This is a genomic window from Silvibacterium dinghuense, from assembly GCF_004123295.1.
GTDB classification, from domain to species: domain Bacteria; phylum Acidobacteriota; class Terriglobia; order Terriglobales; family Acidobacteriaceae; genus Silvibacterium; species Silvibacterium dinghuense.
The window spans coordinates 1,893,690-1,905,809 of sequence record NZ_SDMK01000001.1 but is presented as its reverse complement, the minus strand read 5'-3'; the positions used below and the strand labels follow the sequence as shown (position 1 = coordinate 1,905,809).

7 protein-coding genes are annotated in these 12,120 nt (G+C 63.8%); 2 read left to right on the top strand and 5 right to left on the bottom strand.

Annotated features, from left to right (window positions below; translation table 11 throughout):
• Positions 1-1,287, top strand: a complete 1,287-nt coding sequence (locus ESZ00_RS07465) for a glycosyltransferase (RefSeq protein WP_229741016.1) — start codon at positions 1-3, stop codon at positions 1,285-1,287.
• Between the two features lie 333 nt (positions 1,288-1,620).
• On the opposite strand, the gene ESZ00_RS07460 is transcribed toward ESZ00_RS07465, so the two are convergent.
• The 5 genes from ESZ00_RS07460 to ESZ00_RS07440 form a co-directional block, all read right to left on the bottom strand.
• A complete protein-coding gene (locus tag ESZ00_RS07460) occupies positions 1,621-2,418 on the bottom strand; it encodes a plasmid mobilization protein (protein ID WP_129207479.1) in 798 nt (265 codons plus the stop codon).
• Between the two features lie 127 nt (positions 2,419-2,545).
• The gene (locus tag ESZ00_RS07455) at positions 2,546-5,362 is read right to left on the bottom strand and encodes a phosphoenolpyruvate carboxylase (protein ID WP_129207478.1); all 2,817 of its coding nucleotides are present in this window, start codon (positions 5,360-5,362) and stop codon (positions 2,546-2,548) included.
• 233 nt (positions 5,363-5,595) lie between these two features.
• A complete protein-coding gene (locus ESZ00_RS07450; protein WP_129207477.1) occupies positions 5,596-7,545 on the bottom strand; it encodes an ABC-F family ATP-binding cassette domain-containing protein in 1,950 nt (649 codons plus the stop codon).
• 378 nt (positions 7,546-7,923) lie between these two features.
• Entirely contained in the window at positions 7,924-9,228 is a 1,305-nt protein-coding gene (locus ESZ00_RS07445) for a DUF2252 domain-containing protein (RefSeq protein WP_129207476.1), read from the bottom strand.
• Between the two features lie 2 nt (positions 9,229-9,230).
• The gene (locus tag ESZ00_RS07440; RefSeq protein ID WP_129207475.1) at positions 9,231-10,181 is read right to left on the bottom strand and encodes a carbohydrate kinase family protein; all 951 of its coding nucleotides are present in this window, start codon (positions 10,179-10,181) and stop codon (positions 9,231-9,233) included.
• A 163-nt stretch (positions 10,182-10,344) separates the two neighbouring features.
• On the opposite strand from ESZ00_RS07440, the gene ESZ00_RS07435 reads away from it, so the two are divergent.
• On the top strand, positions 10,345-12,057 hold the full coding sequence (locus tag ESZ00_RS07435; RefSeq protein ID WP_229741015.1) for an AsmA family protein: 1,713 nt from the start codon (positions 10,345-10,347) through the stop codon (positions 12,055-12,057).
• The last annotated feature ends 63 nt before the right edge of the window (positions 12,058-12,120 follow it).

Sequence of the window (12,120 nt, the reverse complement as noted above, 5' to 3'; positions counted from 1 at the left end):
ATGCTTACCGCCCCGCCTCAACCTGAACCGTGGTACCGGAAACCCGGCCACCCCTTCCCCGGCTGGAATTCCCTCGATACTCTACTTCGCATGCGGGTCGCCTACTTCCCGGACTCCTTTCATGAGATCAATGGCGTCGCCCACACGAGCCGCCACTTCGCCGAGTACGCCCGGCGGCGCAATCTTCCGTTCCTCTGCATCCGGGCCGGAGAATTGCCTACCCGGCAGACGCGGGAAGGGGAGTTCGTGGCTCTCGACCTCCATCGCGGTCTGCTCTCATTTCCGCTGGACAAGGGGCTCAGCTTCGATCCCGCGTATGTCCGCCACCTGCCGCTGATCACGACTGCGCTGCGCGAATTCCGTCCCGATCTGATCCACATCACCGGCCCTAGCGAGAACGGGTTGCTGGGGGCCGCGCTGGCCCACCATCTCGGACTGCCGCTGGCCGCCTCCTGGCATACCAACGTGCACGAGTATGCGGCGCGGCGCTCGGGTTGGTTTTTGCGCATGCTGCCGAAGGCGAAGCGCGAGCCTGCCGCCGCCCGCATCGAGCATCTGGCGCTGCTGGCGAGCGCGAAGTTCTACTCGCTGGCCAAGGTGCTCTTCGCGCCGAATCCAGGCCTTTGCGCGCTGCTCGAGAAACACACCCACCGTCCCTGCCGCCTGATGCAGAGGGGCGTCGATACGCAGCTTTTCTCACCTGCGCACCGTGATCGCCGGGCTGATGACACGGCTTTTGTGCTGGGCTTCGTAGGGCGGTTGTCGATCGAGAAGAATGTTGCCCTGCTGGCCGAGGTGCAGAAGGGGCTCGCTGCGCGCGGTATTACGAACTTCCGCTTCTGTGTGGTCGGCCAGGGCGCCGAGGAGGCGTGGCTGCGGGAGAACCTGCCGGGCGCCGAATTTACCGGAGTCCTGCGCGGCGAGGCCTTGTCCCGCGCCTACGCCAACATGGACCTCTTCGTCTTCCCCTCGCATACCGATACCTTCGGAAATGTGGTGCTCGAGGCGCTGGCCTCGGGCGTACCCGCCGTAGTCACTCCGGACGGCGGTCCGGCTTCGATCATCCAGCCGGGCGTAACCGGCCTCGTCGCTCCCGATGAAGCATTCCCCGCCGCCGTAGCCTCGCTGATTGCCGACCTCGCCTGCCACGCTGCCATGCGCGAAGAGGCCCGCATCGCGGCTGGCCGGGCTTCGTGGGACTCGGTCTTCGACGCCGTGTATCAGGGATACCGCGACGTGCTTTGTTCTCCTGCTGCTCTGCCGGAGCCGGCTGTTGGCAGGGTGTAAGGGGTAGCTATATCCATGCTGCCACGATCGGGAGCGCGTGCCGAAGGCGACTCGCACTGCGCGTAGTCCTAGGTTGTATCCACATATAGATGGTCTGAAAATAAAGAACCTACCCTTATCGTTGTTATCCCGACCAGAGCGTAGCGCAGTGGAGGGACCTGCGGTTTTGTTTAGCCCGCAACACTCCAACATGCGACCAACGGAAGCGGAGGCCGAAGGCACATTCGCCCTGCGCGCAGCAGAACCGCAGGTTTCTCCACTCCGCAGGACCACAAAACGGTCCTGCTCCGATCGAAATGACAGCCTTTTACGATCGCTATATGTGGATACGCCCTAGCGCAGGGATAGGGAGTTCGATCCGCCGCTCAGCGCCCGCTTCCAGCGCGTCCACCAGCCTTCTCGCGCGGCGGAAGGGCCAGCCAGCTCGGCCAGGCGGCTGCGCGTGGCCGCCGCCATCAGCTGATCCACCTGGGCCCGCAGCACCTCGACCTCCATTGCGCACTGCCGCAGGTATGCTGAGGCGGAGGTGCCGGCTTCCGCTGCCCGTATGCGGATGAAGGCCTGCTCCGAGCTGCCCATCCGCACCGTCATGGAGGTCTGCCGCTCCTGCGCCGCGCGGCTTTTTGCGAGCACCAGGCTGCGCGGCCGCACTGTCTCGGCCATGACTGCGCGGAAGGCTCCGTCGCCTGTCCCTGCCTCAGCGTTTGTCTCCGCCAGTGCCGAGATGTTTTTCGCGCTCTTCCCGTCCACCGGGAGTCTTGGGGAAGGCCTCGAGGTGGGAACGGAAACCGGACCGGGCATAGGCCATGCCGCCGGGATTACCCCCGGTTCAGCCCGCAGCGGGTTTTCGATGGGTGCAGATTCCCGGTGCGGTTCCGCTTCCCGGTGCGGTTCCGCCGGTTCTTCGATTGGGGCTCCGATCGTTTCTGCTGTTTTCGCTGGGGCGTCCTGCCGCGTCCCATGCTGCGACCAGCGCGAGCGGCTCGAGGCCAGGGCCTCTTCGTAGCTCAGCTCGCGGACCCCCCTGGGCATGTTCTCGGCTTTGCCCGAGGTCCATTTCTGGAAGCGGCCGAGGATGGCTTCGATCTCCTCGTTCGCTTCGCGCTCTGCCTGCATCGCGTGTCCCGGCATTTCCGATCCCTCCGTGAGCCGAGCATATGCAAGAAGACCCCGCCGGCTGAGGCCGCGAGGTCGTCTTTCTTTGCTGATTGTCCCGGATCAGGCCAGAATTTTCGCCTGTTCCGGAATGGTGCAGGGATCAGCCGGTATTTCTCAGTCCGGCCGAGATGCCGTTGATGGTGCCGGCAATGGCGCGGTTGACCTCGGGCGTATCTTCACCGGCGCGCTTGCGGCGCAGCAGTTCCACCTGGATGAGGCTCATGGGATCGACATAGGGATTGCGGACCTTGATGGAGCGGGCCAGCACCTGGTTCGTCTGCAGCAGCTCCTTTTGCCCGGTGACGGCGAGGATCGCCGCCAGCGTGCGCTCGAACTCCGCCTTGACCTTGCCGAAGACACGCTCGCGCAGGCCCGCGTCTTCGACCAGCGAGGCATAGAGCGCGGCGATGCCGAGGTCGGCCTTGGCCATGGCCATCTCCACGTTGCGTACCAGGTCGATGAAGAGCGGGAACTCGGCCATCATTTCGCGCAGCCGTTCGAGACCGCCCGGCTTCTGCATGTAGGCTTCGAAGGCATGGCCGACACCGAACCAGGCAGGGATCAGCTGGCGGCTCTGTGTCCATCCGAAAACCCAGGGGATGGCGCGCAGGTTCTCGAAGCTCATGCGGCCGCTGCGCCGCGAAGGGCGCGAACCGAGCTTCGCGTGTTCGAGTTCACTCACCGGCGTGCCGAGCTCGAAGTACTCGAGCACCTCGGGGTCTTCGAGGATGCTGGCCTTATAGAAGCCGTAAGCCGTTTCCGACATCTCGTCGAAGGCCGCTTCCCAGTCGGGCAGCAGTACGCCTGTCTGGTGGCCGTTGGCAAGTCTCGCATTCGGGCGGGCCAGGGCATCGAGCGAGGCTGCGATCATCAGCTCGAGATTGCGCTCGGCGAGGACCACGTCCGAATACTTGAAGTTCAGCACCTCACCCTGCTCAGTGATGCGGATGCCGCCCTCAAAGGCGTTCACCGGCTGCGCGTAGATCGAGCGGTGCGTGGGGCCGCCGCCGCGTCCGACGGTGCCACCGCGTCCATGGAAGAGGCGCAGCGTCACGCCGCACTCCCGCGCCACCTCGTGCAGGGCGCGGTGGGCGCGGAAAATCTCCCACGTGCTGGTGAGCATGCCGCCGTCCTTGTTCGAGTCGGAGTAGCCGAGCATGACTTCCTGCGTGTTGCCCCAGCTCTCGAGGAGTTTTTTATAGGCAGGCATGGTCCACAACGTGCGGCAGACCTCGGGCGCATTGCGCAGGTCTTCAATGGACTCGAAGAGTGGCACCGGCATCAGGCCTGGATCACCGGTTTCGGGATTGCCGGCAACATTCACACCGCCGAGACGCGCGAGCCAGAGTACGGCGAGGACATCCTCGACCGAGGTCGCGCCGCTGATGACATACTGGCGAATAGTCTCCGGGCTCGGACCGGCCTTGACTTCGGCGATTGTCCGCATGGTCTCGATGACGTCGTGGCTGGCAGCGTTGAGATCGCCGGGGACGGTGGCCGCATCGCCTGCGCACCACGCCGAAGCCTCCTCGAGGGTCTTGCTGTGGACGCGCGCATGCTGACGGACGTCGAGCGTGTGCAGGTGCAGCCCGAAGGTGCGGACCTGCAGAATCAGCGGATCGATCAGCGTCTCGGCCAGGCGCAGGCCCTTGTTCACTGCCAGGCTCTCGCGCACCAGGCGCAGGTCCTGCTCGAACTCATGCGCGGAGGCATAGGCCGGCAGAGCGCTCAGCGCCGCCTCGAGCGTGACCGCGCCCTCGGCCTCATAACCGGCCGTAGCCAGCAGCCGCGCATGCACGCAGACCATGAACCGCCGATACTGCTCGAACTCGAAGTGATGCCCGAAGACGGGGTCGCCGGCACTTTGTAACTGTTGCAGATACGAATCGAGACGCGCCTTCAGCTCCGCGCTCACCGGCAGTTGCTGCGCCGAGGTGGTTAACAGGTCAATGATCTGCTGCGTCTGCCGGTCGTAGAACTCGAGCAGGCGGGCGCGGGCATCGGCAATGGCCTCGCGCGTCACCTCCGGGGTAACGAAGGGGTTGCCGTCGCGGTCGCCGCCGATCCACGATCCAAAACCCAGAAGCAGGGGCATCTCTGCCAGATTGACAGCGAGCCCGTACTCACTCCTGAGCGCCGCGGCCACCTCGCGATAGAGCAGAGGCAGCGTCTCGAAGATGGAGACCTCGTAGTAGTCGAGGCCCATCTTGATCTCGTCACCCACCTGCGGGCGGCTGCTGCGCACCTCGTCCGTCTGCCAGAGCGCGGTGATCTCGGCGATGAGCTCGGCCTCGAGGGCTTCGAGCTGCTCCTCGGGCGTCGGGATGCGGTCGAGCTTCTCGAGAAATTCGCCGATGCGGCGACGCTTCGTCAGTACCGAGCGGCGCGCGATCTCGGTGGGGTGCGCGGTGAAGACGGGCACGATGAAGATTTTTCTGAGCCACTCCATCGCCTCGTCGGCACCGATGCCGGCCTTGCGCATGGCGCGCAGCGTGCCGCGAATCGAGCCGCGCTGCGCAGCCTTGTCGCCGCTCAATTGCAGCGAAAGCCGGCGGCGCTTGCGGTGATTGGTTTCGGCCAGGTTGATCAGCTCGAAGTAGAAGGCAAAGGCGCGGCTGAGCGCGTAGGCGGTCTCGACTGGCATGGCCTTCACGTCGAGCACGGCTTTCTGCAGCAGCTGGTCGGCCTCGGAGAGTGAGCCTCCAGCCTGGGCCTCGCGTCGGCGGATGGCCGCCTGCCGCAGTGCTTCGACCTTCTCAAACAACGCGTCGCCGGCCTGCTCGCGCAATACCTCGCCCAGCAGCATGCCCAGCGAACGCACATCGCGCCGCAGCGGAACTTCTTTCAGATCGCCGGTACGCGCCTCAAGCTCAGCAAGCCGCTCAGCCCAGTTCTCAGGTTTCCAGAGGGATGGCATCGCCTTTGATTATTACAGCTGCTGCGCGCAAGGCGAATGAATAGGGTGTAGGGGATAAGGTGTAGGGTGTAGTCTCTCTGCGTTGGACAAGGAAATGGGTGCCTCACATCTCGATTTTGAGATGTGGGAAGGTACGAACTCCGAACCCCGAAATCCTGCGAACCCACATCTCGAACGGAACGAGATGTGGGGCACCCGCAATTTCGCTATGCCCTACACCCTATCCCCTATCTTTACGCTTCTTCCAGCTCCAGCATCAGCCCTTCCCACTCCTCGGTGAGTGAGGACTGCATCTGGCGCAGGCCCTCGAGTACCCCGGAGAGCCGAGTCGTCTCTTCGGCGCTGACGAAGTTGCCAAGCGCCGTCTCCGTCTCGGAGATGGCAGCTTCGAGCTGCGGCATCTCTTCTTCCACCGCCGCGAGCCGCTCCTGCATCTGCTTCAGCTTGATGGGATTCACGCGCTTCTTCGCAGGCTCGGGCGTGGCCACAGGCTCGGGCACTACGACCGGCGCGGCGACAACCACCGGAACCTTCGCAGCGGCTGCGGTGGCAGCAGCCAGTTCGGCTGCGCCGCCTTCCTTGCGCCAGAGATAGTCCTCATAGCCGCCGGGGAAGACATGCACCTTGCCGTCGGCCACCTCGAAGACGCGCGTGGCAATGCGGTCGATGAAGTAGCGGTCGTGCGAGACGAAGATGACCGTGCCGGTGAAGTTCTGGATGGCCTCGAGCAGCACATCCTTGGCCCGCAGGTCGAGGTGGTTCGTCGGCTCATCGAGCAGCAGGAAGTTGGCCGGGCTGACGAGGATCTTCGCCAGGGCGTAGCGATTGCGCTCGCCGCCGGAGAGCACGCCGAGCCGCTTGAAGACGTCATCGCCGGAGAAAAGGAAGCAGCCAAGCAGCCCGCGCAGCTCGGCTTCTGGCACTTTCAGCGCGGTCTTGCTGATGTCGTCGAGCATGCGCGCATCTGGATCGAGCACCTTGTACTGGTCCTGCGCGAAATAGTCGGCGAGCACGTTGTGCCCCAGCTTCAGCACGCCGCTGGTCGGCGTATCGTCGCCCGAGAGCAGCTTCACCAGCGTCGATTTGCCTGCGCCGTTCACGCCGACGAGCGCGATGCGGTCGCCGCGGTCGATGGTGAAGCTGACGTCATTGAGAACCTGCTTCGGTCCAAAGCTCTTCGAAAGCCCCGACACCTCGACCACCGTGCGGCCCGAAGGCGGCGGCTGCGGGAAGGTGAAGTGGATGACCGGCTCTTCTTCGGGAATCTCGATGCGCTCGATCTTCTCAAGTTCCTTGATGCGGCTCTGCACCTGCTTGGCTTTGGTGGCCTGGTAGCGGAAGCGCGAGATGAAGGCCTCGAGATGCTCGATGTGTTCCTTCTGGTTCTTGTACGCAGCCTGCAGCTGCGCCATGCGCTCGGCCTTCTGCGAAAGGTATTTCTCGTAGTTGCCGTGGTAGACGTTGATGCGCTTGTTCCACAGCTCGACGATCTTATCCACGGTCACGTCGAGGAAATAGCGGTCGTGCGAGATGAGGATGTAGCCGTTGGGATAGGTCTTGAGGTAGCCCTCGAGCCAGTCGCGCGCTTCGATGTCGAGATGGTTGGTCGGCTCGTCGAGCAAGAGCAGGCTGGGCTTCTGAAGAAGAAGTTTGGCCAGCGCGATGCGCATCTGCCAGCCACCGGAGAACTCTTCGGTCTGCCGCGTCCAGTCGGTCTTCGAGAAGCCGAGGCCCGTGAGCACCGTGCCCACCTGCGCGTCTAATGCGTAACCGTCATGGGCACGAAATTGCGCGTCGATGTGCGAGTAGCGATCGGCTGCGGCGGCGTACTCGGAACTGGTGTGGTCGAGCTCGGAGAGCGCCACGGTGAGGGTCTCCATCTCCTTCTCCATGGCGATCAGCCCGTCGAAGACCGAGAGACACTCGTCGAAGACCGAGCGGCCGGAGAGCGCGAGGCCATCCTGTGGCAGGTAGCCGATGGTCATGCCGCGGGTGCGCTGGAGCGTGCCGTAGTCGAGTCCGCCGACCGATTCGACACCGGCCAGGACCTTCATCAGTGTGGACTTGCCCGTGCCATTGGCGCCCACCAGCGCGGTGCGCTCGTTGGCCGTGATCAGCCAGTCGGCCTCTTCAAAAAGGAGCTTGGTGCCAAAGCGCTTGCCCGCACCGGAAAGTTGCAGCATGTCCCTATTTTAATGGCCATTGCATGGAGCCATCCGCTCGTCTTCCTTGTGGTTACAGCTTCACGGGATCGGCAGGCAGGTCTTCGATAGCGGGCATGGCATCCTGCGGCTCCCACACAGAGAGCCTGTCGACGAGCCGCGTGGGGACGAGCGACTTCAGTCAGGCGGCTGTTTTTGAAAAGGCATACATGACGTACAGACGTTGTCGCGGCCACAGGTCACCTCGCTCCTACTTAAGGATCCTATGGCCGGGATTAAGCGGCATCCGCCTTCATATGTCCCCCACCCAGGCAAAAGAGGCTTGAGTGAGCCACAGTCGAGGCTTTCGGGAACGTTTTTCCTATACCCGATCCCCTACACCCTGCTGTTCCTGATCCCCTATTGCCGCGCCTTCTTCAGCTCTTCCCAATCTTCGACCGTCTGGTCGGCGTAGGCGTGGGCGAAGGCGGCCAGTGCTTCACTCATGCGTTTGCCGTTGCCCACGTAGCCGGCGAGGACGCAGGCATCGCCGGAGCGGGCGTGGCCGCGGGCCAGCAGCTCGCCGCACATCTCGGCGTATTCGCCCAGGCCATCGCCGGCCAGGTCCTCGATCTCGATGCTGGCCTTGTGGTCGTTGAGCTGCCGTACCTGGTAGTGGCGGCTGTCGATGGTCGTCCAGCCCAGGAAGGGGTCGGACTGGAACTGCATGGCGCGCTGGCCGTTCACGACACGACGGCCCTCATGCTGCGGTGCGCGCGGCGCGATGCCTTCGCTGTCGACATAGCCCGCGTAGGCCGAGCCGGGCTGCTCCTTGATCTGCAGGAAGAGCGGATCGCCGGGGCCGTTGCCCTCCATATAGATCACATAGTCGCGCAAGCCCACCGAACCGGTGCCGACGACTTTGAAGGCGACGTCGAGCGCATGGTACTGCGCGAAGAAATGGCGGCGCTCGGGCTGCAGCGTTTCGGTGTACTCGACCAGCGAGGCGAGCACGGCGCGGCGCACCGCGGCGCTGACCGGGGTGAGCAGCGGCTTCTCTTCCCGGAATCTCCGCCGGTCCTTTTCTTCCACGGTCAGTTGCTCGACGGTATGCAGCGGTGTCGCGCGTTCGGCCTTCAGCAGCGCCTTGCCGACCGGGGTAATCCGCTGCAGGCGGTGCACCTGGTAGCGGGCTACCTCGGTTACCGGCATGCGGGCGAACATGTCGACGAACTTGCGATAGCGGGCGATCATGGTCTGCACGGCGTCATCACACGCGCCGCCTTTCATGCCCAGCCCGCGCCCGACCAGTACCAGGCTGGTCGAGAGGCGCTTGAGATCCCATTCGAAGGGAGCACGGATGGTCTCGTCGAAGTCATTGATGTCGAAGACCAGTCGCCCATCCGGCCCGGCGAAGGCGCCAAGGTTGCGCACGTGGGCGTCGCCGCAGATCTGGTTGACGATACCGGTGTTGGCGAGCGTTGCGAGGTCGGCGGCCATCACCGGCACCGCGCCGCGGAAGTAGCCGAAGGGCGACTCCACCATGCGCTCCCACTTGAGCGACACCAGCGCGGGAACGCGGCCGCGCATCGACTCCTCCATCAGCACAATCGGCTTTTTGCGGCGAGCCTCTGGCTTCCACTGTGCATGGTCCTGGCGGGCCAGCTGCTTCCGTCGTGCGCGTCCCAGCTCGCGCCGTTCTTCCGGGGTTGGAACGTGTGCCATGCTTACTCCACCTCTGCAATGTTGTTCTGAATTTCGGTATACGTCTCCGCGGAGAGCGCGGGCATTGCGCCGTGCTGCGAGGCGACCCATCCGCCCCAGCGGTTGCCAGCCTCGTTCATGCGTGCGAGGCCAGCTCCGCGCAGGTATGCATCGACCATGGCAGCGGTGAAGGCATCGCCCGCGCCTACGGTGTCGGCAACGGGGCCGCGGATACCCTGGCGGCGATGTGCGCCTTCACGCGAGACCAGCAGGCTGCCCTCGCCGCCCAGCGTGATCGCTACCAGCTTGAGTGGAAAACGTTCGAGCAGCCAATCGGCCGCTGCGTGGAGCGCGGTCTCGTCGATATCGGTCCCCGCATTTGAAACCGGGGCCGTGCCGCCCAGCATCGCCAGCACCTGCGGCACTTCGCTCTCGTTGAGCTTGAAGATTGTCGCCCGCTCGAGCGATTCCGTCACAATCTCCGCTGAAAAATAGGGCGCGCGCAGATTCACATCGAAGACCCGCACACACTCCGGCCGCGTGGCAGCGAGGAAACGGTGGATGGTTTTCCGCGAGGCCTGCGAGCGCTGCGCTAGGGAGCCGAAGCAGACGGCATCGGCCTGCTGGGCGAGCTGCTGCCACTCCGGCGTCCAGGCCAGGAAGTCCCAGGCCACCGGCTCGTGGATGACGTAGTGCGGCTCGCCGTTGCGGAACTCTACATCCACCGTGCCGGTGGGGTGGTCGGTATCGGATTGGATCAGGCTGGCATCGACGGGGAAGCCGGAGAGCACGGTGCGGGCACGTGAACCCCAGTCGTCCATGTCTGTTTCCTGGGCTCCCAGGCGGCTGGCGACGACGCCGCGATGGCCCAGACGTGCTGCCATCACGGTAAAGTTGGCCGGCGCGCCACCCAGCCGGGCACCCTCCGGCAGCAGATCCCACAACAGCTCACCCAGTCCTACGACTACGTTCATGCGTGCATCTTTCTCCGTTTTCCAGCTCTGTTTCCTGGCCCTGGTTCTCCGCCGGGTCTTCTGGCATGATGCCTGAATCCAACGATCTTTCTATTTTGCGCCTCTAACTGGAAGCGCTCCGCATCCATCCAAAGAGTTGCAGTTGCCAGAAAGAGGTTGTCCCGTGGAAGAAAGATCGGAAGCCACATCCCCTGCCGCTCCCCCGCCGTCTCGTCACCGTGGCCGCCGCATCCTCGTCTGGTTTGCCGTTTTTCTGGTATTCGTGGCGGCCGGCGCCTTTATTGCCGCGGATATCTACCTCCATCGCGCCGCGCCGATCCTGCGCACACGCATCATCAACACGCTTGCGACGCGCTTTGACAGCCGTGTCGAGCTCGGTCGTTTCGACGTCTCGGTGCTGCGCGGCTTCGAGGTCTCCGGCGGCGGTCTCAAAATCTACCCCAACAATCTGGATATGGAGAAGCCACTCTTTTCGGTGGACAGCTTTTCCTTCCACACCGGATGGCAGGGGCTTTTCCAGTCGCCGACGCACATCGGGCTGGTCAGGATCTCCGGTCTGGACATCAACATGCCTCCCAAGGATCAGCGCAAGGATATGCCCCGGCTTCAGCAGGCCAATCCGCAGGCTGGGCAGGAGCCGGGGCAGGAGGCGACGAAGCGCAAGATCGAAGTTCTGGTCGATGAGCTGCTCATCGATAATGCCAAGCTCGTCCTTGGCACCGATAAACCCGGCAAAATTCCTCTGGAATTCGATATTGCCAGTCTGCGCATGACCTCTGTCGGCGCGGGCCAGCCGATGCAGTTCCATGCGGTCCTGACCAACCCCAGGCCGGTCGGCAATATCGACTCCACCGGTACTTTCGGTCCTTACCTGACAGCGAACCCCGGAAGCACGCCGGTGGCCGGCGTCTACCAGTTCTCCCATGCCGATCTGGGTTCGCTCAAGGGCATTGGTGGCACGCTCTCCTCTACGGGCAAATACCAGGGCACGCTCAACAACATCGTGGTCGATGGCCAGACGGATACGCCGAACTTCAGTCTCGATACCGCAAACCACCCGATGCCGCTGCATACGAAATTCCACGCCATTGTCGATGGCACGAACGGCGACACCTATCTCCAGCCTGTCGACGCCACGCTCGGCCATTCGCATATCCTCGCCCGTGGAGACGTTGTGCGTGCGGAGGGAGGACACGGCCACGACATCCGTCTCGACGTCACTGTGGATCATGCGCGCATTGACGACATGCTGCAGCTCGGCGTCAAAACCACGCCGCCGCTGATGACCGGCGCACTGACTCTGCACTCCAGCTTCTACCTACCGCCTGGGAAGGTGCGCGTCACCGACAAGCTGCAGTTGCAGGGGCATTTCCAGATCATGAATGCCCACTTCACCAATCCCAAGATTCAGGCGAAGGTGGACCAGCTCAGCCTGCGCGGACAGGGAAAGCCGGACGAGGCGAACCAGGAGATGCACGGCGGCGATGCGGCCAATGCCGCCTCCACCATGCAGGGAGATTTCACCCTTGGCGGCAGCAAACTCACCATCGCAAACCTGGTGTACACCGTGCCCGGCGCGAATATCGATATGGACGGCGTGTACTCGCTTGACGGCAAGCAGTTCGACTTCCATGGCAAGGCGCGCCTCGATGCCCATATCTCGCAGATGGTCACCGGCTGGAAGTCGGCTCTGCTGAAATTAGCCGATCCCTTCTTCGCCAAGAATGGCGCGGGCACGGAGATACCGATCTCGGTAACCGGAACCAACTCCGATCCGCACTTCGGTCTCGACTTCGGCCGCAAGGACAGTGACCAGAAGCCGGTCAGGAGCAAGCCAGCTCCGCTCCCGGCTCCGGCTACGCCGCCGCAGCGCTGAGCCGCACGGGCGGCGCTGCCCGTGTGTTACCTTGCTCCGGGGAATGCTGACGGTCTGCGTGGC